At 32.2% G+C, this 22,892-nt stretch carries 24 protein-coding genes; 11 read left to right on the top strand and 13 right to left on the bottom strand.

From position 1 onward, the window contains the following. Positions 1-335: 335 nt before the first annotated feature. From ACFFGL_RS06495 to ACFFGL_RS06485, 3 genes are read right to left on the bottom strand one after another with little or no spacing between them, the layout of a single operon-like run. Entirely contained in the window at positions 336-848 is a 513-nt protein-coding gene (locus ACFFGL_RS06495) for a DUF4251 domain-containing protein (RefSeq protein WP_309730351.1), read from the bottom strand. 43 nt (positions 849-891) lie between these two features. Then, a complete protein-coding gene (locus ACFFGL_RS06490; protein ID WP_309730354.1) occupies positions 892-1,782 on the bottom strand; it encodes a formate/nitrite transporter family protein in 891 nt (296 codons plus the stop codon). Between the two features lie 27 nt (positions 1,783-1,809). Further along, on the bottom strand, positions 1,810-2,475 hold the full coding sequence (locus tag ACFFGL_RS06485; RefSeq protein ID WP_309730357.1) for a hypothetical protein: 666 nt from the start codon (positions 2,473-2,475) through the stop codon (positions 1,810-1,812). Positions 2,476-2,670: 195 nt separating this feature from the next. Here ACFFGL_RS06485 and ACFFGL_RS06480 point away from each other — a divergent pair, with 195 nt between their 5' ends. Next, complete coding sequence (locus ACFFGL_RS06480; RefSeq protein ID WP_309730359.1) at positions 2,671-3,501, top strand: OmpA/MotB family protein; 831 nt, start codon at positions 2,671-2,673, stop codon at positions 3,499-3,501. A gap of 99 nt (positions 3,502-3,600) precedes the next feature. Here the strand turns inward: ACFFGL_RS06480 and ACFFGL_RS06475 are convergent, their stop codons facing one another. Further along, positions 3,601-3,753, bottom strand: a complete 153-nt coding sequence (locus tag ACFFGL_RS06475) for a hypothetical protein (RefSeq protein ID WP_309730362.1) — start codon at positions 3,751-3,753, stop codon at positions 3,601-3,603. Positions 3,754-3,990: 237 nt separating this feature from the next. Between ACFFGL_RS06475 and ACFFGL_RS06470 the strand changes: the two genes are divergently transcribed. Both ACFFGL_RS06470 and ACFFGL_RS06465 read left to right on the top strand, forming a co-directional pair. Further along, positions 3,991-4,419: an FKBP-type peptidyl-prolyl cis-trans isomerase gene (locus tag ACFFGL_RS06470; protein ID WP_309730365.1), complete on the top strand. Its 429-nt coding sequence runs from the start codon at positions 3,991-3,993 to the stop codon at positions 4,417-4,419. Between the two features lie 163 nt (positions 4,420-4,582). Next, positions 4,583-5,449: a sigma-70 family RNA polymerase sigma factor gene (locus ACFFGL_RS06465; RefSeq protein ID WP_309730367.1), complete on the top strand. Its 867-nt coding sequence runs from the start codon at positions 4,583-4,585 to the stop codon at positions 5,447-5,449. Between the two features lie 74 nt (positions 5,450-5,523). On the opposite strand, the gene ACFFGL_RS06460 is transcribed toward ACFFGL_RS06465, so the two are convergent. Together ACFFGL_RS06460 and ACFFGL_RS06455 are read right to left on the bottom strand one after the other, a co-directional pair. Beyond that, entirely contained in the window at positions 5,524-6,477 is a 954-nt protein-coding gene (locus ACFFGL_RS06460) for an aldo/keto reductase (protein ID WP_309730370.1), read from the bottom strand. A gap of 2 nt (positions 6,478-6,479) precedes the next feature. Next, positions 6,480-7,211, bottom strand: coding sequence for an SDR family oxidoreductase (locus ACFFGL_RS06455; RefSeq protein WP_309730372.1), 732 nt, complete (start codon positions 7,209-7,211; stop codon positions 6,480-6,482). A gap of 159 nt (positions 7,212-7,370) precedes the next feature. On the opposite strand from ACFFGL_RS06455, the gene ACFFGL_RS06450 reads away from it, so the two are divergent. Then, positions 7,371-8,150 (top strand): DUF1206 domain-containing protein, encoded by a 780-nt coding sequence (locus ACFFGL_RS06450; protein ID WP_309730375.1) that lies wholly within the window; start codon positions 7,371-7,373, stop codon positions 8,148-8,150. A 26-nt stretch (positions 8,151-8,176) separates the two neighbouring features. Continuing rightward, positions 8,177-10,489, top strand: coding sequence for a transglycosylase domain-containing protein (locus ACFFGL_RS06445; RefSeq protein WP_309730378.1), 2,313 nt, complete (start codon positions 8,177-8,179; stop codon positions 10,487-10,489). Positions 10,490-10,894: 405 nt separating this feature from the next. Here the strand turns inward: ACFFGL_RS06445 and ACFFGL_RS06440 are convergent, their stop codons facing one another. Both ACFFGL_RS06440 and ACFFGL_RS06435 read right to left on the bottom strand, forming a co-directional pair. Next, on the bottom strand, positions 10,895-11,782 hold the full coding sequence (locus ACFFGL_RS06440) for an SdiA-regulated domain-containing protein (protein WP_309730381.1): 888 nt from the start codon (positions 11,780-11,782) through the stop codon (positions 10,895-10,897). Positions 11,783-11,791: 9 nt separating this feature from the next. After that, positions 11,792-14,017, bottom strand: a complete 2,226-nt coding sequence (locus tag ACFFGL_RS06435; protein ID WP_309730384.1) for an FUSC family protein — start codon at positions 14,015-14,017, stop codon at positions 11,792-11,794. Positions 14,018-14,157: 140 nt separating this feature from the next. On the opposite strand from ACFFGL_RS06435, the gene ACFFGL_RS06430 reads away from it, so the two are divergent. Further along, complete coding sequence (locus tag ACFFGL_RS06430; RefSeq protein WP_309730387.1) at positions 14,158-15,465, top strand: mechanosensitive ion channel family protein; 1,308 nt, start codon at positions 14,158-14,160, stop codon at positions 15,463-15,465. A gap of 79 nt (positions 15,466-15,544) precedes the next feature. Next, the gene (locus tag ACFFGL_RS06425; RefSeq protein WP_309730552.1) at positions 15,545-16,171 is read left to right on the top strand and encodes a YqaA family protein; all 627 of its coding nucleotides are present in this window, start codon (positions 15,545-15,547) and stop codon (positions 16,169-16,171) included. A gap of 58 nt (positions 16,172-16,229) precedes the next feature. On the opposite strand, the gene ACFFGL_RS06420 is transcribed toward ACFFGL_RS06425, so the two are convergent. Then, a complete protein-coding gene (locus ACFFGL_RS06420) occupies positions 16,230-17,729 on the bottom strand; it encodes a DEAD/DEAH box helicase (RefSeq protein WP_309730390.1) in 1,500 nt (499 codons plus the stop codon). Between the two features lie 267 nt (positions 17,730-17,996). Between ACFFGL_RS06420 and ACFFGL_RS06415 the strand changes: the two genes are divergently transcribed. Next, positions 17,997-18,362: a hypothetical protein gene (locus ACFFGL_RS06415; RefSeq protein ID WP_309730393.1), complete on the top strand. Its 366-nt coding sequence runs from the start codon at positions 17,997-17,999 to the stop codon at positions 18,360-18,362. A 121-nt stretch (positions 18,363-18,483) separates the two neighbouring features. Further along, positions 18,484-18,639, top strand: a complete 156-nt coding sequence (locus ACFFGL_RS06410; protein ID WP_309730395.1) for a YqaE/Pmp3 family membrane protein — start codon at positions 18,484-18,486, stop codon at positions 18,637-18,639. Between the two features lie 5 nt (positions 18,640-18,644). Here the strand turns inward: ACFFGL_RS06410 and galE are convergent, their stop codons facing one another. Continuing rightward, positions 18,645-19,658 (bottom strand): UDP-glucose 4-epimerase GalE, encoded by a 1,014-nt coding sequence (gene galE / locus ACFFGL_RS06405; RefSeq protein ID WP_309730398.1) that lies wholly within the window; start codon positions 19,656-19,658, stop codon positions 18,645-18,647. A 140-nt stretch (positions 19,659-19,798) separates the two neighbouring features. Here galE and ACFFGL_RS06400 point away from each other — a divergent pair, with 140 nt between their 5' ends. Beyond that, complete coding sequence (locus ACFFGL_RS06400) at positions 19,799-20,083, top strand: DUF3817 domain-containing protein (protein WP_309730400.1); 285 nt, start codon at positions 19,799-19,801, stop codon at positions 20,081-20,083. Continuing rightward, entirely contained in the window at positions 20,080-21,141 is a 1,062-nt protein-coding gene (locus ACFFGL_RS06395) for an endonuclease/exonuclease/phosphatase family protein (protein ID WP_309730402.1), read from the top strand. Before ACFFGL_RS06400 ends, ACFFGL_RS06395 begins: the two co-directional genes overlap by 4 nt. On the opposite strand, the gene ACFFGL_RS06390 is transcribed toward ACFFGL_RS06395, so the two are convergent. From ACFFGL_RS06390 to ACFFGL_RS06380, 3 genes are all read right to left on the bottom strand, one after another. Next, on the bottom strand, positions 21,138-21,527 hold the full coding sequence (locus ACFFGL_RS06390) for an acyl-CoA thioesterase (protein WP_309730405.1): 390 nt from the start codon (positions 21,525-21,527) through the stop codon (positions 21,138-21,140). The two genes, ACFFGL_RS06395 and ACFFGL_RS06390, sit on opposite strands and share 4 nt — an antisense overlap. Positions 21,528-21,588: 61 nt before the next feature. After that, entirely contained in the window at positions 21,589-22,011 is a 423-nt protein-coding gene (locus ACFFGL_RS06385) for an NUDIX hydrolase (protein WP_309730408.1), read from the bottom strand. Further along, positions 22,008-22,883: a DUF72 domain-containing protein gene (locus ACFFGL_RS06380; RefSeq protein WP_309730410.1), complete on the bottom strand. Its 876-nt coding sequence runs from the start codon at positions 22,881-22,883 to the stop codon at positions 22,008-22,010. Before ACFFGL_RS06380 ends, ACFFGL_RS06385 begins: the two co-directional genes overlap by 4 nt. Positions 22,884-22,892: the final 9 nt, after the last annotated feature.

The raw sequence follows: 22,892 nt of genomic DNA, 5'->3' as shown, positions 1-22,892 counted from the left end.
AAAAAGCCCTAATCAGATCTATAAAGAATTTTCATTGGGTCTAGACCCAATGAAAAAAGAAAAATTGTGTAATTTAGAGCTGTCCGAAAACGGGTAAGTCTTCAGCATAGCTGAAGTTTAAATGTTTTATGCCAAAGTTAAAGAATAAGCTTAAGATTAACTTATAAAAATTATAATTATCATGAATTATTAATTTTATAGCGAGTAAGTAAGAATTGAATTTAACTTAACTAACTCTTAAATTATAGATATTTAAAATTTAATATTTGTATTATAATTTATATTATGTAAAATAGAATATTTCAGAAATGTATTTGCTTGTTTGCATCGTTAACTTATTCTTCTTTTTTATATTCTTTTAGAAATCCCTCGTAAGAAATATTGTCTCTTACCGAACTGGATACTTTTGTAATTACTTTAGCATTTGGATAAATAGTTAAATAAAATTTCAATAACTCATTTTCATGTTTTCCTTCAAAATAAATTGAAATTTCCTTTTTCTGTTGAGTCATTTCAAATTTTTTAGCTAAACCTTTATATTGAATTCCTCCACCATTACTTATATAATTTCCAGGGATTTGTCGCTCACCAAAATACGGCAATTGAATATTTACGCTATCATTTTTAATTCTAATGTAATTTGGATTTCCAATCAATGAAATTTGATTTCCCCGAAGTGGCGTCATCCATCGATTTTCTATTTCCACAGAACTTTTTATAATTAATTCTTGAATACTATTTAGTTTTTTTGAAGTTTCTTCTGTTGAAAAATTTTGTGAACCACAACTCATCAATAGTAAACTTCCTAAAAATCCAATAATTAGTAATTTAGCTTTTCTTGTAATCATTTTATTAAAAATCTAAAATTTTCATTTAAACAGTTAAAAAACATTAAGTTACATTTTTATTGTCATCAACATTAAATACAAAAGCACCGTATTTAATTAAAGCTACAAAAACTACTCCACCCAACGCGTTTCCGATTAAAGCGGTAATTAAAAAAGAAAAATAATCGATGATACTAATTTCCGGAGAAATTAATAAACCGGCAAAAACTTCTATATTTCCTACAATACTATGGTGTAAACCCGTTAATCCTAAAACGCCGGTCACCATATAAATTATAATGATGTAACTAATTGTACTTTTGGCTGAAGTTAGCATATATGATAGTAAACCCATTAACCAACCGGCTAAAATTCCGCTTACTAAAATGACGCTCGTACTGTAATGCGCGACGTGTTTAGCTATTTTAACGATAGATTTTTCATCGAATAAAACAAGTTTTGGTCCGAGCCAAATAAAAACCAACGCAATAAAGCAACCGCCAACTAAATTTCCGAAAATAATTAACCCCCAGGTTTTTAATAAACTCCAAACCGATCGTTTTCGGTTTAAAACCGGCAAACTTTGTAACGTTGTTTGTTCAGTAAATAATAAGGAATGATTTAAAATAGTGAGAATAAAACCAAATGGATAAACAAAAGCGATTAATTTAAATAAAGCGGCTTCTTTAAAATAATCTTTAAAAAAATAGAAAACTGTACAAACTAGTAAATAACTAAAACCTATTTCTAAACCAGCGGTTAAGGAACATAAAACCGTACTTCTAGCATTTCTGTCGTGCGATTTTTGTCCGTCTTTTATTTGTTTACCTAAAACTTCACCGGTAGATTCAGCAGATTCTTTTTCAGATTTAGTTGAATTTTCTTCATTTTTTGGGTTTGCATCTTCGAGTTCTTGATCAATATCATCTTGACGCGTTGTAGAGTCTTGCTTCATTCAGAATTTTATAACTAATTATTTCTTTTAATCTTCATTTTTTACGACCATTAATGAAGCTTTGTAACCTGTGGCTAAATTCCATTCATTCATAGAAATTACGTGATGCTGATCGTCATAAACCTTGAAAGCCGCAGTATTTGGACCAGAACTTCCTTGATTTAATGCTTCAATTTCAATTTTATTAAATCCTTTTTCTAATTTTATATACACTTCTTTAAAAGCGGCTTCCAAATAAATTTGATCGACTTGCACTTCTCCATTCACATAAATCCTAACCATATCACCATCTACCGCTTGATGATCACGACAAACAATTTTCACAAACTTTCCATTACTCATCACCTCTCCTAGCGATTCATTGCGCATAAATTGCTCGCTCATTTTACGCTCGTTTCCTGTATTCTGTAAGTAACGCGCTTCAAATTTTTGTTCAGGATCTATAAAACCTTCATCTTTAGTAATATCGAGTTTTTCTTCTTGCGGTTCTAAACTTGTTTTGTCGCTGTGGCTGCGCATTAAACCATTGTTTTTTTTAGAAAGACTTGGCGTTGATGTAGAAAATTCTGAAGAAGTATTTAATGAATTACTACTAAAAACCCCGCCAGAACTGGTTCGCTTTGGGCTATCTAGCTGTGAAAAAGCAATGGAAGTTATAAAACTAAATATGGTAAGGAAGATAGCTTTTCTCATAATTATAACATTTCAGCCACTAAAAGTAAGCAATTTTAAATAGAAAAATTTATATATGAATTGAAAGCAAAAACTCAGCCAAAATTTTAATATTTCTTCACATTTTGCTAAATTTTTTAACAAAATAATAAGCTTGTAGATATACGAAACGAAACATTTTTTCGCTTTTCTTGTCTAAAATTATAAAACTGAATTATGAAAAAACAATTGTTAAGCAGTCTTGGAATCCTTTTAATTCTAAGTTCTTGTGTTTCGAAAAAGAAATTTACCGAAGTTCAAACTGAACTTGATGAGACCAAAAGCGAACTGATGAAAACTCGTGTAGAGAAAGAAGAATGTCAAGAAAAGTACGCTAGAATTGAAGAAAAAGTGGCCAATTATTATTCTAAAATTAGCTCATTACAAGAAGAAAATGATGAGAAATTAGAAATGGTAGACGGTATTGCCGCAATGTCTGAAAAGTCCAAACAAGCGATGCGAAAAACCTTAAAAAATGTAGATTCAAAACGTTTAGCTGAAGCAAAAACATTAAGCGATTCTATTGATTTGGCCGTTGCTTATAATCTTACAAAATCGTTCAATAAAGACGATACTGAAGGAATCGATATTAATGTAGATAAAACGGTGGTACAAATTACAGTTTCAGATAAATTGCTTTTTAAAAGCGGAAGTTCTTGGGTTCATCCGCGAGCAAATAAGCTTTTAGAGAAAATTGCAAACGTTATAAATTCTGAACCTGCGATGGAAGTTTTAGTTGAAGGTCACACCGATAACAGAACAATTGTAGAAGATTCTTATTTAGAAGACAATTGGGATTTAAGTGTGCGCCGTGCAACCTCAATTGTACGTATTCTTCAAAATAAATATAATGTAGACGGAAAACAATTAATCGCCGCGGGAAGAAGCAGCTACACTCCTATTGCCGATAATTCTAGTGCAAGCGGAAGAGAAAAAAACAGACGCACCAAAATTATTATTCTACCTAATCTGGATAAATTTTTGGCAATGCTAGAAGAAACGCCATAAATTATTTCGACACTAATAAAAAAAGATGGTGAAAATTAAATCACCATCTTTTTTTATACTTTTTATTGAAGTTATTATTCTAAACTATTACAAAATTATTTACCACCATTCCATATAAAACCCTGAAATTACCACCGCGGTTATAAGTAAAATTAAAACTACAATGATAAATCCAGAACCGAATTTGGTTTTTTTGTTATCTTTTAGAATGTAATCTTCTTTCGTATTATCGTGTCCTTTTTTTACGTCCATGAATTTTTTATTTCTAAATTAATAAAATTCACTGGTAATCCTATTAATACTATCTTAAAATTGTAAGGTTTTAATAATATGGGTGTTCTCTACTTTTTTGTTAATCTTTCGTGAAACCCAAAGAAAATCAGCTTAAGTCATTGGTTTTCAATTAAATTCTATTAGTTTTGTACTGCGGAAATGGATATTGGCAAAATATTTCATTTTCAACATTTTATAAACAGAAAAAAACAATTTATGAGCCAAGTTAAGCAAAATGACACTGTAAAAATTCATTACACGGGAAAATTAAACGACGGACAAGTGTTTGATAGTTCTTTAGAAAGAGAACCTATCGAATTCACAGTTGGTGGTGGACAAATTATCCCTGGGCTTGAGAAAGGTCTTATTGATATGAAGGTGAATGAGAAAAAAACCATTCAAATTCCACAAGATGAAGCTTACGGTGAAGCTAAAGATGAGCTTTTTATGGAAGTTCCTAAAAGTCAACTTCCACAAGAAATTCAACCAGAAGTAGGTATGGGTCTTGTTTCTAAAAATCCTGATGGAACTGAGCGTCAATTAAGAGTTGCTGAAGTAAAAGAAGAAGCAATTGTTGTAGATGCAAATCATCCATTAGCTGGAAAAGATCTTACTTTTGAAGTAGAATTAGTAGAGATTAAATAAGTATAAAATTATCATATTTTAAAATCACAGGAAGGCAATGTTCTTTCTGTGATTTTTTTTGCTTTATAGTACTATAGATTTTTTATATAGAATAATTTGGATATATCAATCGTTTTGACTATAATAAAACTTGATATAACATACAACAAACAAGTACACCTATATGAGACAACTTAAGATTACCAAGCAGGTTACCAACCGTGAATCTAAATCGCTAGACAAATATCTTCAAGATATTAGTAAAGTAGAATTAATAACGGCTGAAGAAGAAGTAGAATTAGCTCAACGAATTAGAGAAGGTGACCAACGAGCGCTAGAGAAGCTTACAAATGCGAATTTACGATTTGTAGTTTCTGTAGCTAAACAATATCAAAATCAAGGGTTAAAATTACCCGATTTAATTAACGAAGGAAATGTAGGTTTGGTAAAAGCTGCGAAACGTTTCGATGAAACACGTGGTTTTAAGTTTATCTCTTACGCGGTTTGGTGGATTAGACAATCTATTTTACAAGCACTTGCAGAACAATCGAGAGTTGTACGACTTCCATTAAATAAAATTGGAGTTATTAATAAAATAAACAAAACCTATTCTCATTTAGAACAAGCATTACAGCGTCCTCCTTCTGCTGAAGAAGTAGCGAAAGAATTAGATATGGCAATTTCTCAAGTAAAAGCTGCTATGAAAAATTCTGGTCGTCATTTATCGATGGATGCGCCCTTTAAAGAAGGAGAAAATGATTCTAATTTATATGATGTTTTAAGTTCTGGAGAATCGCCAACGCCAGATGATAAATTAATGTTAGATTCATTAAGCATCGAAATAAATAGAGCGTTAGATACATTATCTACGCGTGAAGCCGATGTTATTCGTTTAAATTACGGAATTGGAAATCAACCGGCAATGACACTTCAAGAAATTGGCGATACGTTCGATTTAAGTAGAGAACGCGTAAGACAGATTAGAGAAAAAGGAATTAGAAGATTGAAGCATCAATCTAAAAATAAAATTCTTAAAAAATATTTAGGATAAACTTAGGAACTTACTTGTAATCAAAAAAGCCCCGAAATTCGGGGCTTTTTGCTTTTTCTTGATGTGATCAAGATTTATTTTTTACTTACTTCATTTAATTTTCCCATTTCTTCTTTAGAAAGTGTAGTATTTATCGCTTCTGTAAAAGATTTTAAATGAGAAGATTTTGTAGCGCTGGCAATTGGCGCTGTAACTCCAGGACGTTGAATTAACCAAGCTAAAGCAACGCCGGCATTAGAAATATTGTGTTCTTTAGCAATTTCATCTAACGCATTTAAGGTTTCTAAACCTCTTCTATTTAAATATTTTTCAACAAAATCTTTTCGGTCTTGTCCTTCAAAATCTTCTTCTTTTCGATATTTACCTGTTAAAAAACCACTTGCTAACGAAAAATAATTAGTCACCGCTAGATTGTACTCTTTGCAAACGGGTAACGTATTATTTTCGAAGTTTTCCCGTTCCAATAAATTATATTCAGGTTGAAAAACTTTATACTTCGGAAGATTATTTTCTTTGGAAGCTTGCAATGATTCTTTTAAACGATCTGCAGAAAGATTGGAAGCGCCTATATTTCTGACTTTTCCTTCTTTAATTAATTGTTCGTACGCAGAAAGTGTTTCATCAACAGGCGTTTTATCATCATCAAAATGAGTGAAGTACAAATCTATTCTATCGGTTTGCAGACGCTGTAAAGAATCTTCTACAGCTTTTAGAATATGAGATTTTGAAATGTCTTTGCTTCCACCCTGTTTCATACTTGAACCGACTTTGGTAGCTAGAACGATATCATTTCTGCGGCTTCTGTCTTTCATCCATTTTCCGATTATTCGTTCAGATTCTCCGCCTTCATTTCCTTCTGCCCAGCGAGAATAAACATCTGCGGTATCAATAAAGTTGAATCCTTTCTCGAACAATTCGTCTAGCATTCGAAAGGATTCTTTTTCATTTAAAGTCCAACCGAAAACATTTCCTCCAAAAACTATTGGTGGTGTTTGTAAATCGGTTTCTCCTAATTTTTTATAATTCATACTTATTTTTTTGGAGGTTGAGCAGGTCTAATTTCAATTTTACTTGGTAAACTGCGCTTATTCATTTTAAAGAGATCGACTACCAATTCACCTAAATCTTCTTTCTGAATTTTCCAAGCTTCATCTTCTTGTTTTTCATCAGGATTATTTCCGTTAAAATGTGTTGAAACAGAACCCGGCATAATGGTAGAAACGCTCACACCGTCTTGTCGTAAATCTAACATTAAAGCTTGTGTAAAACCGGTTAAACCAAATTTACTAGCGTTGTAAGCCGCACCACCTTCAAAGAAATTGGTACCTGCAAGGCTGGAAATACTAATAAAATAACCTTTAGATTTTTTTAATTCTTCAACAGTAGATTTTGCAGTATAAAAAACTCCGGTAAGGTTGGTATCAATTGTTTCTCGCCATTGCTGATCGGTTAATTCGGTAATTTTTCCGAAATGTCCTAAACCGGCATTTGCAATTACATAATCTAATTGCCCGAATTCTTTTACGGTTTTACGAACAGCTTCTTCTTGATCTATTAAATTACGAACATCGGCTTTTACACCAATTGCTTTGGCAGTTTTATTTTTGCTTAATTTTTCTGCTGCATCTTCAGCAGCTTGAAGCGATCTACTGGTTACCGCTACGTTTACGCCTTCAGCTAATAAAGCTTCGGCAACACCATAACCAATTCCTTTACTTCCTCCTGTTATTAATGCAACTTTGTTATTTAGTTTAGTACTCATAATTAGTTTTTTTATAAAGATAAATAGTAACTAGCAAAAAAAATGATGAAAAACTCGGTTTAGGATGTTTTTAACGTGCAGAAAATTCTTGTTAAAATTATAAGAAATACGCAAGATTTTATTTTCACTATAGTACATTCACTTTTTAGAAATAGTTTTATGGATAATTCAATTAAAGCGATTGCGAAAACTGGCTTTGTAGCTAAAGGAATCGTATATTCTATCATAGGTTTTCTTACTCTTTTAGCCGCGCTGGATTTAGGAGGTTATACTTCGGGAAAAGGACAAGCCTTAGATTTTATAAAAGGCCAGCCGTTTGGTAAATTTTTATTAGGAATTTTAGCCTTAGGACTTCTCTCCTATTCTATTTGGCGATTTATACAAGTTTTTAAAGACCCTGAAGAGCGCGGAAATGATTTTAAAGCCTTACTTGCCAAAGCTGGATTTTTTATTAGTGCATTGGCTTATATTGTGTTAGCAGTTTTAGCGGTTAAGAATATTTTTAATAGCGGTGGCGGTTCTGGTTCAAGCTCATCATTCATATTAGATAAATTAGGTCCTACCATGTCGGCAATTGTTTTCATTGCGATTGGTCTGGGTCTGTTAGGAAAATCTATTTATCATTTTGTAAAAGCTGCTAAGGGAAAATTTTTGGATAAATTCAGAATTGATGACTTAAAACTTCACAAATTAGTAAAATTTTTAGGCTATTTAGGATTTTATGGGCGCTCGATCGTGATTGGAGTAATTGCTTATTTCTTTCTGAATGCAGGTTTTATTTCCAGAAGTAAAAATATTAAAGGAACAAAAGAGGCGTTTTCATTTTTAAAGACTTCAGATTATGGAAGTATTTTAGTTATTTTAACCGCTGCGGGACTATTGAGTTACGGTTTATTTGTAATTTTTATGTCTAGATATCATACTTTTGATAAAAAGTAATTTCTTTTAAGCTTTTCGAAAAAATTATGATTAAAAAGTTATTTAAAAATCGCTGGATAAAGCGAATTTCAATTCTTCTTTTTGCCGTATTCGTTATTTTTATTGGTTTCTACGGAAGTATTTATTTCGGACTTTGGGGAAAAGTTCCTAATAAAAAAGAATTAGCTTCTTTAAAGCAAAATCAAGCTACGGAGGTTTTAGATAAAGATGGCATTTTACTGGGGAAATTTTACACCTTTGATAGGCAATCTATAAAATACAAAGATTTTCCGCAACATTTAATTAATGCTCTTATTGCGACCGAAGATGCTCGTTTTTACGAACACGATGGTGTTGATAATAAAAGTTTACTCCGCGTTTTTTTCAAAACCATTTTACTAGCCGATGATTCTTCCGGTGGCGGAAGTACAATTACACTTCAACTGGCAAAAAATTTATACGGTAGAAAAGATTACGGCTATTTAAGTATCGTTGTAAATAAAGTGCGTGAAAGTATTGTTGCTAAGCGAATTGAGGAAATATATTCTAAACAAGAGATTCTTACTTTGTATTTAAATACCGTTCCTTTTAGTGATAATACCTACGGAATTGAAAGCGCCGCTCACACTTTTTTTAATAAATCTACTTCCAAGTTATCTTTAGCAGAATCGGCTACACTTATCGGAAGTTTAAAAGCAAATCATAGTTACAATCCGCGATTGTTTCCCGAGCGAAGTCAATTAAGAAGAGATGTCGTTTTACAGCAAATGGCAAAGTATGGCTATATTTCTAAAGAACTTAGTTTGAAAACCATGCAAACTAAAATTGAATTGGATTATCAATATTACGCTCCAAATCAAGGTGTCGCTCCTTATTTCAGAAATGAAATAAAAAAACAGGTTGTCAAATTCCTAGATGAAAAAGCTATAAAAAAGGAAAATGGTGAAAAATATAATATTTATACCGACGGACTAAAAATTTACACCACGTTAGATATTCAGCTTCAAAAATACGCTGAAGAAGCCATGCAAGAACATATGAAAAACTTGCAAACTACCTATGAAAAAGCTTACGGAAAAAATGCGCCTTGGCTAACCAATGAAAAATTGAAACTAAGCCTAGCTAAAAAATTAAAAAAATATCAGCGTCTAGAAAAACAAGGCTTATCTGAAAAACAAATTTTAGATTCACTTCAGCAACCAAAAGAAACAGAATTGTTCACGTGGGAAGAACGTAAAATTGAAAAAGTTTCTACGCTAGATAGTTTAGCACATTATTTAAAATTTTTAAATACCGGACTACTTTCCTTAGAACCAAAAACTGGAGCCGTTCGCGCGTATATTGGCGGGATCGATTATCGCTATTTTAAATACGATCATATTGTGCAAAGTAAACGCCAGGTCGGTTCTACTTTTAAACCAATTGTTTATACAGCGGCTATCGAAAACGGACTCGAACCGTGTTCTTATTTTCCTATAAAAGCAGTTACTTATACCGATGTGGAAAATTGGAAACCCACAAATGCTTCCGAGAATTATGATGAAGAATTAAATTATTCTTTAGAATTCGCGTTGAGTCGTTCGGTGAATACAATTGCGGTAAAAGTTCTACAAGAAGCGGGAATAAAAAATGTAATTGAACAGGCTAAAAAAATAGGAATTGAAAGTGAAATAAAAGAAGTTCCCTCTATTGCGTTAGGTTCAGCTGAATTACATCTTTCAGAATTAGCAAAAGCGTATACCAGTTTTGTAAACGAAGGTCGCCCTTCTACTCCATTTTTCATCACCAAAATTGAAGATAAAAACGGAACTGTTTTAGCCGAATTTAAACCCGAAACCACGGCAGAAGAAGCGTATAGCGATTTCACCAAAGAAGTGTTAGTAGAATTTATGCAAACTACTGTAAATGAAGGAACCGCTAAGCGTTTGCGTTCGCAATACAATTTAACAAATGATATCGCCGGAAAAACCGGAACAACTCAAGATAATAAAGATGGTTGGTTTGTCGGGATTATGCCAGAATTGGTAACCGTAACTTGGGTAGGAAATGACGATCACCGAATCGGCTTCAGTTCTACAGGAATTGGTCAAGGAGCAAATTCTGCTTTACCGATTTTTGCTAAAATGCTTCAAAAAATGAACGCAGACGAAAGGTTTAACGCTATTACACAAGCTAGATTCGAGGAACCTTCAACTGAAGTTAAAGAAGCGATTGCTTGTGAAATTTCAGAAAAGGATGGATTTTTTAAGCGGCTTTTCGGCGGAAAGGAAAAAGAGGAAAAGAAATTTAAAAAGAAGAAAAAGAAAGGTTTCTTTTCATTTCTAAAAGGCGATAAAGACGAAGATGAACAAGCAGATTAATGCTTGCTTTGAAATCTGCTATAAGTTATTAGTAGCATAATTGGAAAAAGCAATAATGCTAAATAACTACTCGGTCCAAAAATGAAGAGATCACTTTCTCCTTTCATTGAAAATAGTATAGCCATAAAATAGATTCCGCATAAAATTAGCAACGAAATTAAAAAGAAGTCCTTCAGTTTTTTATTGAAATTAAGCTGAAATAAAATCGTTTCTAAAACTAGGAAACTGTAGAAAAAAGATAACTCAATTCCGGACAAAATATAATTCGTATTCCAATTTCTACAATAGTTATATGAATAAGGAAATAAAAAAATTAGAATTACCACGATATTGAATAAACTGATCAGTTTATTTTTTAATACATAATTCTTAATTTTCTTTAGCATTGCTAAAAATAAGAAATATCTATTTTTTCTGCAATTTTGTGCTTCCTAATAATACTTCAAGTATATTTCCGGGATTCCAGCCGCCTTCATTAGCGATAAATAATTTTCCATCTTCAGAAAAAGTTAAGCCTTCCGGTTGAGCAAAAAAACCGGGATCGAAAACATACAAACGTTTTTCCTTAAAATTTTTATCTAAAATTAATAATTTTGGCTTCACGCCATCGAGCACATAAATTTCTTCCGTAACCGGATTTATACCAATTTCAGAAGGATTAAATACTTTATCATCGCCAAAATGCTCTAATTTTTTAAAGGTTTCGCTATCGTATTTTATGGTAAAAACCGGCTCTCTTTTTAAGCGTTTATCATCTAAAGCGAATTCATAAATACTTTTATAATCTTTTGATTTATCAGGGTTTTCTTCTTTAAAAGCTAGCAATAAGCGGTTATGTTTTTTATCGTAACATATTCCTTCAAAATCATATTCGTCGGTAAGTGGCGTTTCGTGTTTTATTACGCTTGGGTTATCGCTAGTAATATCTGAAACTTCAAAAATGCGCGCATCACTTCGCAATACGAAAGCGGTATTTCCTACTAATGTTATTCCCTCGTAATCGCCAGCTTCAGCAAATTTAAATTTTCGTTCTATTTTTTTTGAAGCCAAGTTGAAGATAAAAATATAACCATCTTCGTCTTGAATTGCAGCAATATGATTTTCGTCTATATAAGCAATTCCTGAAATTTCTTCCAATAATTTTGGCATTTCCCAACGGGTTACAATATTCACTTCGGTAGGATTCTCGAAATTTACTTCATATTTACTTCGGAATAAAAAATACACGGCGACAACAAATACTAAAATTCCAAGCGTGATAAAAAATGGTGGACTTTTGAAATATGACTTCATAAATAAATACTATTTTTTTATATTTTTTAAATTCAGGGAAACTTCGTAAAGCCAGCGCAATTGTTCAGAAATTAACTGAATTTCTTGCATATTTGTTCTTAAAGCTTCGCTAATTTTTTCTTTTCCTTCTTTTAATTCTTTCGTTTTTAGTTGAATTAATTTCTTCTCTTCATCGATAATAAAAGCTTCAGCTTGTTCAAAATTTATGTGCTTCAGTTCTTTTTGAGTTTTCTCTTCACTTAAATTTTCGATAGTTTTCGACAAATTATAAATAATATTTGAAATATAAGTTTCAAAATATACAGAAGCTTCGGTCGTATTATGGTTTCTAATAAAATTTCCTAAACTTGCCAAAGACGATAAAAAGGTATGGTTTAAAGCCGTGTAGCGATAAAAATTTTTATATTCTTTTTGTTTTGATTTCGGTTCTTGAGTCATTCGTTGAAAAGCTGCGCTTAAATTTCCCATCGCTAAAAAAGCCTCTTTTCTTTTCAGTTTATATGCTGAAGGCAAATTTCCTTTGGTATGATAATAATTGTCAATTGCCTTTAAATAATCCATATTCGCTTGAATGGTTTTGCTAATTACCGCGTTCATTTCATTATGTTCCCAACTTGGCCATAATAAAAAACTACCAATAACGGCTAAACCCGCGCCAATAAAAGTATCGATAATTCTGTATTGAATTACCGCTAACGCATTCGGTTGCAACAAAGCATAAATAAAAACAACGTTTAAGGTAATAAAAGCTGCTGCGCCAACATAATTTTTCTGAATCATGGAAAAGGCTAAAATCATTGATAAAATTCCTAAAACGGCATAAACCACCGGATTCGAAATAAGAAAAATTAAAATTACCGCGATAATTCCGCCTAAAAATGTACCTAAAATTCGTTTTTTCGAACGCTCTTTTGTTAAGCCGTAACTCGGTCGCATAATGACGACAAGAGTTAAAAGAATCCAGTATGAATTTTGAAGTTTAAAAAACATCCCGATTAAAACGCCAATGAGCATTAAAACTGCTAAACGCAAAGCATGACGAAACATTGGCGCTTTAAGGCTAAAATTTTCAAGAAGAATTTTAAAGCTATAATCGGTTGGCGTTAAAAATTGTTTTACTTCTGAAGTTTTTAAATTGAATTCTTCCCGCTTTTTAATATTGCTTAAAACACGTTGAATTGACTGAATTTTTTGCCCTTGTTTTTTTTCAAAATCTAATAAATTCTGAAGTAAAATAAGGGTTTCTCGCGCTTCGGTTTCATTTATTTTTTCTTCAAACTGCTGAATATAGGCTTCAATTTCTTCAATTAAATTGCTTACGGTATTAGACTTTTTTAATTTTTCGCCGTCTAAAAAAACTTCAGCAATTTCTTGCAGTTGAATACTCATTTCATAAATAAGCGATTTATATTTTAAAATAAGTGCTCTATTTTCTTCCGCTAGTTTATCTAAACGTTTAAAATTAACCGGATGCGCAATACTAAGTTCTAAAATATCTACCAAATCAATAAAAATAAGTAATTGGCGGCGCGAAGAATTTGAAGATCCCGATTGCTGGCGATTACTCAATAAAGCTTCTCGAATATTTTCGTGCAATTCATTAATGGAAGTTTGTAAACTGAATTGCGCGCGTTGCAGTTCATTTCTATGATGTTTGGCGGTAAGCATTTTTCCGCGTATGCGAAGAAATTCAGCAGTTTTTTCGGCAGTTTCTCCTAATTGAATTTCTAGATGTTTTTGCGGTCTAATTTTTAAAAAAAGTGTGCTAATTAAAATATACCACAAACTTCCGCAACCAATTAAAGTCGCATGCAACCAAACGCTTAAAGTCCCTAAGTTGGCAAAACTCAACACCATGGCCAACAAACCTGCTAAAGAAATTAAGGAAGCCCGAAACCCATAAACAGAAAAATAGGAAATAAAAAAAGTGAGTAAAAAGAATAAAGGCAAATTCACCCAAACAAAAGGTTTTGTATAACCGATACATAAAGTTGCGAAAACACCAAAAAACGCAGCAAATAGCATCCCAAAAAATCGGTGGCGCAAATTCCCGGGAACATCACTTGGCGCACAAAGCAAAACACCAATAGCCATTGCAATTCCTACAGAAAGATTATTGTAATAATTGGCTAACGTAATCGGGATTACTGCTGCAAATGCTAAAAGATAAGCTTTTGATAAATCTGTCCCTTTTAGATAACGTAAAAATGATACTTTTGCAGCTTGAAAACGCATGAATTAGCGGGTTGTTTTTTGTTGCAAAGGTATTTAAACAAATCGCTTTTATTCTTGGCTTTAAGAATAGTTTAAAGGTTACGTTAAAACCAAGCTATAAACGTAGAAAGCATGCTAATTTTGCAAGTGAAATTTTTATTATGGATTTAAATAATTTAGCTAGATATTTCTATACGCTTTTTAAAGATTTAGGTTGGGGAGAAAATTATGCCGTTGTGGCCAATTTAGTAATTAACCTTATCATCTTAATATTTTTAGCTTTCCTCATTAACGCGTTGTTACGAAAGTTTTTCACCACGTTTTTAGATCGTTTAGCAAAAAGAACAAAAACAAAATTTGATGATTTTCTTTATCAAAATAAAGTAATTAAGCATTTAACGCATTTGGTTACCTTATTTTTTATTCGGTGGCTTTTACCCAAAGTTCTTATAGATTTTGCCTATTTAAGAAATGAAGTAAAAGTGGTAATCGATATTATTACTATTGTTATTTTAATCTGGTTTATTAGAAGTATTCTGCTCACGTTTAAAGACTTTTTAAAATCGCTTAACAGTTTTAAAGACAAACCGATAGAAAGCTATATTCAGGTATTTATGATTTTCACCTGGTTAATCGGTTTCCTTTTTATCTTTTCAATTTTAACGGGAAAATCGATGGTCGATTTTCTTACAGCGTTGGGAGCAGTTTCAGCTATTATTTTACTGATTTTTAAAGATACCATTTTAGGTTTTGTAGCCAGTATTCAAGTTTCGGTGAATGATACGGTTAGAATTGGAGATTGGATTACGATGGAAAAATATGGAGCCGACGGAGATGTAATTGAAATTAATTTATCTTCGGTTAAAGTGCGAAATTTCGATAATACCATTACCACAATTCCTACCTATTACCTTATTTCTGATTCGTTTAAAAATTGGCGTGGAATGAGTGTTTCGGGCGGAAGAAGAATAAAACGCGCATTAATTATTAAATCAACAAGCATAAAATTCTTAAAAGAAGATGAAGTTGAAAAACTGAAGAAAATTCAGTTAATCAGTACTTATTTACAAGATCGTCAACAAGAAATAAGTTCATTTAATCAACAACAAAATCGCGATAAAAATGTTTTGTTGAATGGAAGAAATATGACGAATTTTGGCGTTTTCAGAAAATATATCGATGAATATCTAAATCAGCATTCTGCCATTAATAAAGAAATGATGATTATGACGCGACAGTTAGAACCGACACCGCAAGGAATTCCTCTAGAAATTTACACCTTCAGCAAAGATAAAGTGTGGAAAAATTACGAACATATCATTGCCGATATTTTTGATCATTTGCTTGCCGCCGTTCCGTATTTCGATTTAGAACTTTTTGAATATCCAACAGGAAAAGATTTTTTAAGGGAATTTTCATCGCAGAAATCAGAAAAAAATATGGATGAAAATTCAATAAAAAACAATTAAAAAGTCCTAACAAACTTTTACAATATAAAACTTGTACAGAGGGAACGAAGAGATTAATTTTGCAGGTTTCAATAGTGCTATGACAGATCAAAAGAAAAGAAATAAACAAAAAAAACCCCGCTGGAAACTTTTACACCAGTATTATTCTTATACCGGATTTTATTCGTTTGTAGGGAAAAGTCTTTTAAAAGCAGCAATTCCTATTCTCATTTTCATTGTTGCGCTTATTTGTGTTCACTTTTTTGTGATCGATATTGAAGATGTCTTGGTTTATATTACCGATAACTTCCCTCCTATTGGCGTTTTAGCTGTGTTTTTTGCTTCAGAATCTATTTTGGGGTTAATACCGCCGGAAATTTTTATTGCCTGGTCTGGAAAATCTGATCATCCTGAAATTTATCTAGCTATAATCGCTACACTTTCGTATTTAGGCGGAATTGTATCTTATTTTATAGGTCGTGGAATTGCGAGTATTCCTTCAGTTTTTGTGTATTTAGAAGTGAAAATGGAAAAGCACATAAAAAATATGCGAAAATGGGGCGGATTTTTAATTATCGTTGGCGCACTTTTACCGGTTCCTTTTGCTATTTCTAGTATCGCTGCCGGAATTATAAAATTTCCATTCGGAAGTTATTTGCTTTTTGGATTGCTTCGATTTTTACGATTTTTCTTATATGGCGTAGCAATTTTTGGCGCGCTTCAATAAAAGGTTAATAATAAAATATAGAAATAAAAAAAGCGCATTTTACAATGCGCTTTTTTTATTAATCTTGAAAAATCTCATTGATTTTCGACCGCAATTTTCGGTTATAATCTTCAAATAACCAATCACGATAATTTTTTGTGTTATTAATAATGCAATATGAATAACGTTTTACACGATCGCGAATATCATCTTTTAGTTCTCTTGCTAAAATACGTGCATCAAAAACATCTTCACTATTTTCTACACACATTCTTGCGTGCTGCTCGATAGATTCTTCTAAAACCGCTTTCGATTTTTGTCCGTTATCCATCGCTTTTTCATAAGCTTCCTTTATATCGAATTCTATAGATTCAGAATTTTTAAAAAGTTCGCGGGTTTCTTCGGGCATTTGGTATTTAAACTCCCGCTCGATCGCTTCATCACTTGTAATATTTTCTAAGAAATAATCTGGATTCTTAAAAATTAATTGCCAATCTACAGGGGCATCCCAAAGTCCAAATCTAGCAGCGTTATTACCTAGATCAATTACGTTAAATTCATCTTTATTATCGAGTTTTCGCGAGCCACGCCCAATCATTTGGTAATAAAGCGTGAGTGATTTTGTAGCGCGATTCAAAATAATATTTTCTACGCTAGGTTCATCGAAACCAGTAGTAAGAATACTCACCGAAGTTAATATTGCATCGGGTTTTTCTCTAAACCAACGTAAAATTTCTTTACGTTCCTTTTTGCTATGTGTGTTATCTAAGTGTTTGATCTCGTAACCAGCATCTCTAAAAGTTTGATAAACGTACCAGGAAGTGTTAATTCCGTTGTTGAAAATTAAGGTTTTCTTTCCTTTACAACGTTCTTCATAAGCTTGAACCAATTTTTCTTGCATGCTGAAATTGGTATACAGATCTTCTGATGATTTTACGGTATAATCTCCATTTATACCAATTTGCAGCGAACCTAAACCTACATCATAACTAAACGTATTTGCACGAGCCAAAAAGCCTTTTTCAATAAGTGAAGGAATAGAATTACCAACAATAAGTTCTTGGTAATTATCTTTCATTGGTAACTTTATATTGGAACTTAACGGTGTAGCGGTTACTCCTAGAATAAAAGATTCTTCAAAATATTTAAATAATTTGGTAAATGAATTATAATGCGCTTCATCAATAATTACCAATCCAACATTAGAAACTTCTAATTTATCATCACTCAGACGATTATTCAGTGTTTCAACCATTGCTACAAAACATTGGTATTCATCTTGATCGGGTAATTCTTTTACCTTACTGTTAATAATTTTATTACGTACACCGAATCCTTTCAGCATTTTAGAGGTTTGTTTACACAACTCGATTCGGTGTGTAAGAATAACCACTTTTTTATTTGTTTGCTCGATGTAGCGTCGCACGATTTCAGAAAAGACTACAGTTTTTCCTCCGCCGGTAGGCAATTGATATAACAAATTAAAATTATCTGGAGCATCCTCTAGATAATTAAAAATCTTGTTTAAATCTTTTTCCTGATAATCGTATAATTCTTTTTCAACCACTTTTTCAGCCATAAACTTTTACTCCTTCTTAGCGTATATTTTAAAATTAAAATCTTGCAAAATTAAGGAGTTTTAAAGGTTTATCGAAATAATTTTACCTGAATTACAAAAAAACAATTTTTAGCGCTTGCTTAATTGCCAGTAAATGTTTGAATTACTCGATAAAAAAATTAAAAATAAAACGCTTCAAAAAAAGTTTTACTTTTCTACTCTAATCCGCTTAATTTAGCTTGAATTCTACTATTTTTGCGTTTATATAACTGCAAAAAACAAACCATTTTGAATAATCCGAAAGCCCAAAAACTCATAAAGAAGATTCTTGATGATTTAGATCACGCCGGAATTATAACGAATACACTTGTTAGCGACCTAAAAGAATTACGTCCTTACGCTGTTGAAGAAGAGCGTCCGGTAATCGCAAAAGCTATTCGTCTTACCTATGAACACATAGAAGAAAACTTTACGTTTGATATTCCAATTCCTGAAGATGAACCTATTGAAGATGATGAAGAAATAGAAAAGGAAGAAGTAAAACCGGAAGAAAGTTTAATTTATTTAATGTCTCTCATTAAAGATTCTGATAATAAACGAAACATTGAAGAAATACGAGAATATAACAAAGCGCTACAGAATTACGAATATTAATAAAATCGGGAAATATTTCCCGATTTTATTTTTTAAGAACTAGCCTAAAGTTATGTTATAATTATCTTTAAATCTAGGTGATGAGGGTGAAAGAATTCTACCTTAGATAAAAAAACGAACCATGTCTATTTTAACAATTATTCTAAGTATTATTCTTCCTCCTTTAGCCGTATTTTTAAATAAAGGATTAGGAAAAGATTTTTTAATTAATTTAATATTAACCTTAATTTTTTGGTTACCTGGCGTTATTCACGCTTTGTATGTAAATAATAAATAAAAAAGCTAAACTTGCTTTTGTTGCCATTTCCAGGCACTTTTTAACGAATCGGCTAAGTTGAATTTGGCTTTCCAACCTAATTCTTCATTAGCCTTTTTTGTATCTGCATAGGCTGAAATAATATCGCCCTCTCTCCTAGCCGTAATTTTATAAGGTAATTTCTGATTAGTTTCTTTTTCAAAAGTTTTAATTACTTCTAATACCGAATTTCCTTTTCCAGTACCCAAATTAAAAATTTCGTAGGTTTTTTTATTTTTATTTTTCATTAAACGCTCTAGCGCAACTACGTGAGCTTGGGCTAAATCCATCACATGAATATAATCGCGAATACAGGTTCCGTCTGCGGTGGGATAATCGTTTCCAAAAACAGAAAGCATATCGCGTTTTCCAGCGGCGGTTTGTGTAATAAAAGGAATTAAATTTTGTGGAATACCAATAGGAAGTTCACCAATTTCTGCTGATGGATGCGCTCCTATCGGATTGAAATATCTTAGCGAAATAGCTTTAAAAATTTCATGATCTTTTGCATAATCGCTAATAATTTGTTCTCCTATCTGTTTTGTATTACCATAAGGCGATTCTGCTTTTTTTAAAGGCGCATTTTCATTAATCGGCAACTCGTCGGCCTGACCATAAACGGTACACGACGAACTAAAGATAAAATTAGTAAGCTGTTTTCTGCGCATTTCTTGAAGAACATACACCAACGTATTTATATTATTTTCATAATATAATAATGGTTTTTTTACGCTTTCACCAACCGCTTTTGAAGCTGCAAAATGAATAACGCCATCGATATCTTGGTGATTTTCAAAAAAATCGGCGACTTTACTTTTATCTCTTAAATCTATTTTGCAAAATTCAGGCGATTTTTCAGTTATTCGGGTAATTCCTTCTAATACAGAAATGGAAGAATTCGATAAATTATCGATAATCACAACTTCATAACCTTCATTCAATAAGCAAACAACGGTGTGAGAACCAATAAAACCTAATCCTCCGGTTACTAAAACTTTCATTGTAAATTGGTGTTTATAACAAACATAATAAACTTTTACAGAAAATACTTCATCTTAATCTCATTAAAATTAACACAAATGCGCCAGAGATTACTACAAAAAGCTCTAGATATGCGTTATATTTGCAAAAATTTTTACTGATGAATTCTCAAGTTAAAGCCTTTCAAATCATAAGTTTTTTAGAAGCAATTTCTTTCCTAGTTTTATTACTTATCGCAATGCCATTAAAGTATTTGTATGATCAGCCGGAAATGGTGAGAATTGTAGGAATGGCACACGGGATATTATTTGTTCTTTACGTAATTGGTGCGTATTGGATGTACGAAAAATTAAATTGGTCTTTAAAAACACTTGGTGTCACAATTTTTTGCTCTATCTTGCCTTTGGGTCCATTTTATGTGGAGCGAAAATATTTACCTAAATGAGGCTAAAAAATGTATTGGTTGCTTTTGGTGTTTTAGCAATTATTCTTACTATCATTCCTTTGTTTACCGCTAATTATTGGTGGATACGTATTTTTGATTTTCCGCACGGGCAACTTACCGCGCTTACCCTTTTGGCTATCCTTTTTTATTTTTTCAGGTTTGATATCAGGTCGAAAAAAGATTACGGATTCATGATTATTCTTTCGGCGTGTTTTATATTTCAAATGACTAAAATAGTTCCGTACACTCCATTTTCTTCTTATGAAGTTAAAAATGCTACTTCTAAAAAAAATACCATAAGTATTTTAGCTTCTAATGTGCTACAAAAAAATGATCATTACATTAAATTAAAAAATAGAATTACCGAACAAAATCCCGATTTAGTTTTATTAATGGAAGCCAACGAAACATGGAAAGACAGTATGGCTTCGATTTTAAAATCGTATTCTTATCGCGTAGAATGTCCGCTAGAAAATACCTACGGAATGCTTTTATATTCAAAGAAAAAATTATTTAATCCCGAAATAAACTTTTTAATTTCTGATAGTATTCCTTCAATTCACGCAAAATTGAAAATGGATTCTGGTGCGATAATTCAGCTTTATGCTACGCATCCTACGCCGCCAACGCCACAGCATAATCCCAGATCAACCGATCGTGACGGAGAAATGATGTTAATTGCAAAAAAAGCTCGTGAAAATGACTTACCAATTTTAGTGATTGGCGATTTTAATGATGTTGCTTGGTCGCAAACCACACAAGAATTTCAAAAAATTAGTGGTTTGTTAGATCCGCGTATTGGTCGTGGATTCTTTTCAACTTATAATGCTAATAATTTCTTATTACGTTGGCCGTTAGACCATATGTTTTCATCAGAGCATTTCGGTTTAAATGAAATTGAACGCCTAAAAGATATCGGTTCTGATCATTTTCCTATTTACGCAAAGTTCAATCTTGAAAATTATACAAGAACAAAACGCAAAGTGCCGAAATTAAAGCAAAAAGAGGTTGAAAAAATTAATGAGGAAATAGAAAAAGCAAAAGAAGATGAAGGTTAATCTTCTAAGCGATCTTTAACATATTCAATTTTAGTTTTACCGTGCGGTTTTGCATTTCCCTCCTCATCTAAACTTACCATTACAATTTTTTCAACATTTATAATTGGCTTTCGTGTCATTTTATTTCTTACCTCACAAGTTAAGGTTAATGAAGAAGTTCCGAATTTAATAACATCAATACCAATTTCTACAATATCGCCTTGTTTTGCCGAACTTTTAAAACTGATTTCGCTCATATAAGCGGTAACCGTTTTCGGGTTTTCTAACTGAATTATCGCGTAAAGTGCCGCTTCTTCATCGATCCATTCTAATAATCTTCCGCCAAATAAAGTTCCGTTTGGGTTTAAATCTTCAGGTTTTATCCATTTTCTAGTGTGAAATCTCATCTTTTTTATTCAAAGTTAAATTAAAATTCAGCTTTAAAAGCAACTTTAGAATCGGTAAACGTTATGCTGTTATTTGTAATTTCTTTTTTGCATCACTAATAATTAAATTATGATCGAATGCAGTTTTTTTAATTTCCTTTAGTGAAACCCATTCTGCTTCTTCGGCGTCATCATTTCCTTTTACTTCTTTTTTCTGTTGAAGTTTAGCTGTAAACGCTACCGATAACGTTCGCCCGCGCGGATCGCGATCTATTTTATCGTAAATTCCTACTTGTTGAATTTCAGTTAATGCTAAACCGGTTTCTTCTTTTAATTCGCGTAAACATCCGGTTTTTAGAAGTTCGTCTTTTTCTAAAAATCCGCCGGGTAAAGCCCATTCATTTTTAAAAGGCTCGTTTTTACGCTTAATCATTAGTAGAAATAGTTCATTATTTTCTTCAGCAAAAATTACCGCGTCAACGGTTATAGCGATTTCTTGTTTCATTTTGTGAGTGTTTGCGGAATTTTAATCGATAAATTAAAACGCTCATTCATTTGTTTAATAAAATGAGCCGATAATAATGGTGAGGCTTCTTCCAAATTTTGATGCACAAAAAAATAAGCGTTTTTCAGTCCTAATTTATACCATTCTTCTAAGCGATTTACCCAATCATCTAGCCTTTGGTAATCGCTTTCATGATTGGCGCCGTTGTAACGAATAAACGCGGTATCTGATGTTAAACGCATATGTAATAAATCTCTTCTTCCTGCGCTATCGGTGATTACATTGGCAATATTATATTCTTTTAAAATTGAATTTAGTTCGTCGCTAACCGCTTTATCGTTATGCCAACTTTCATTACGAACTTCAAAAGCTAGTGGAATTTCTTGCGGCCATTTTTTAAAGAATTCCGGTAACCGTTCCATCCATTTTGGATGAAAATTCTCGGGCATTTGTAGAAAAACCATACCTAATTTTTCATCTAAACTTACCAAACTCGCCGTATAATCTGAAACTAAATCGTCTACCTCATTTAATCGTTTTATATGACTAATTAAACGCGGAACTTTTGGGAAAAACTTGAAATCTTCGGTAGTTTTATCGTGCCATTTTTTAAATTGTTCTGCAGGCCACATTCTGTAAAATGTAGCGTTGAGTTCGATGCTGTTGAATTGTTCTGAATAATAATGTAATTCATCTTTTGTTCCGCGTGGATAGAAATTTTTTAAGTCTTTTCGGTTCCATTTTGCACAACCTATACTTACATTCTCAAAAGAATTTGGTGTATAATTTTTTAGGATTTCTTTTGTCTGCGGATGATCTTCCGGCAAGGTAAAATCTATATGTTCGGGATGTTCTACTTTTCCAAATTTCATGAATAATGA

The organism is Mesonia maritima (assembly GCF_042433895.1).
In the GTDB taxonomy this organism is placed as follows: Bacteria; Bacteroidota; Bacteroidia; order Flavobacteriales; family Flavobacteriaceae; genus Mesonia; species Mesonia maritima.
Note: the sequence above shows the minus strand (reverse complement) of the source record. Positions and strands in the feature narration are given on the sequence as shown.

Coding starts and splice junctions, on each gene's coding strand:
- ACFFGL_RS06400 (WP_309730400.1), top strand. CDS start 19,799: ATGAATTCTCAAGTTAAAGCCTTTCAAATCATAAGTTTTTTAGAAGCA.
- ACFFGL_RS06380 (WP_309730410.1), bottom strand. CDS start 22,883: ATGAAATTTGGAAAAGTAGAACATCCCGAACATATAGATTTTACCTTG.
- ACFFGL_RS06395 (WP_309730402.1), top strand. CDS start 20,080: ATGAGGCTAAAAAATGTATTGGTTGCTTTTGGTGTTTTAGCAATTATT.
- ACFFGL_RS06435 (WP_309730384.1), bottom strand. CDS start 14,017: ATGCGTTTTCAAGCTGCAAAAGTATCATTTTTACGTTATCTAAAAGGG.
- ACFFGL_RS06490 (WP_309730354.1), bottom strand. CDS start 1,782: ATGAAGCAAGACTCTACAACGCGTCAAGATGATATTGATCAAGAACTC.
- galE (WP_309730398.1), bottom strand. CDS start 19,658: ATGAAAGTTTTAGTAACCGGAGGATTAGGTTTTATTGGTTCTCACACC.
- ACFFGL_RS06430 (WP_309730387.1), top strand. CDS start 14,158: ATGGATTTAAATAATTTAGCTAGATATTTCTATACGCTTTTTAAAGAT.
- ACFFGL_RS06465 (WP_309730367.1), top strand. CDS start 4,583: ATGAGACAACTTAAGATTACCAAGCAGGTTACCAACCGTGAATCTAAA.
- ACFFGL_RS06385 (WP_309730408.1), bottom strand. CDS start 22,011: ATGAAACAAGAAATCGCTATAACCGTTGACGCGGTAATTTTTGCTGAA.
- ACFFGL_RS06480 (WP_309730359.1), top strand. CDS start 2,671: ATGAAAAAACAATTGTTAAGCAGTCTTGGAATCCTTTTAATTCTAAGT.
- ACFFGL_RS06470 (WP_309730365.1), top strand. CDS start 3,991: ATGAGCCAAGTTAAGCAAAATGACACTGTAAAAATTCATTACACGGGA.
- ACFFGL_RS06410 (WP_309730395.1), top strand. CDS start 18,484: ATGTCTATTTTAACAATTATTCTAAGTATTATTCTTCCTCCTTTAGCC.
- ACFFGL_RS06495 (WP_309730351.1), bottom strand. CDS start 848: ATGATTACAAGAAAAGCTAAATTACTAATTATTGGATTTTTAGGAAGT.
- ACFFGL_RS06485 (WP_309730357.1), bottom strand. CDS start 2,475: ATGAGAAAAGCTATCTTCCTTACCATATTTAGTTTTATAACTTCCATT.
- ACFFGL_RS06475 (WP_309730362.1), bottom strand. CDS start 3,753: ATGGACGTAAAAAAAGGACACGATAATACGAAAGAAGATTACATTCTA.
- ACFFGL_RS06450 (WP_309730375.1), top strand. CDS start 7,371: ATGGATAATTCAATTAAAGCGATTGCGAAAACTGGCTTTGTAGCTAAA.
- ACFFGL_RS06390 (WP_309730405.1), bottom strand. CDS start 21,527: ATGAGATTTCACACTAGAAAATGGATAAAACCTGAAGATTTAAACCCA.
- ACFFGL_RS06460 (WP_309730370.1), bottom strand. CDS start 6,477: ATGAATTATAAAAAATTAGGAGAAACCGATTTACAAACACCACCAATA.
- ACFFGL_RS06445 (WP_309730378.1), top strand. CDS start 8,177: ATGATTAAAAAGTTATTTAAAAATCGCTGGATAAAGCGAATTTCAATT.
- ACFFGL_RS06455 (WP_309730372.1), bottom strand. CDS start 7,211: ATGAGTACTAAACTAAATAACAAAGTTGCATTAATAACAGGAGGAAGT.
- ACFFGL_RS06420 (WP_309730390.1), bottom strand. CDS start 17,729: ATGGCTGAAAAAGTGGTTGAAAAAGAATTATACGATTATCAGGAAAAA.
- ACFFGL_RS06425 (WP_309730552.1), top strand. CDS start 15,545: ATGACAGATCAAAAGAAAAGAAATAAACAAAAAAAACCCCGCTGGAAA.
- ACFFGL_RS06440 (WP_309730381.1), bottom strand. CDS start 11,782: ATGAAGTCATATTTCAAAAGTCCACCATTTTTTATCACGCTTGGAATT.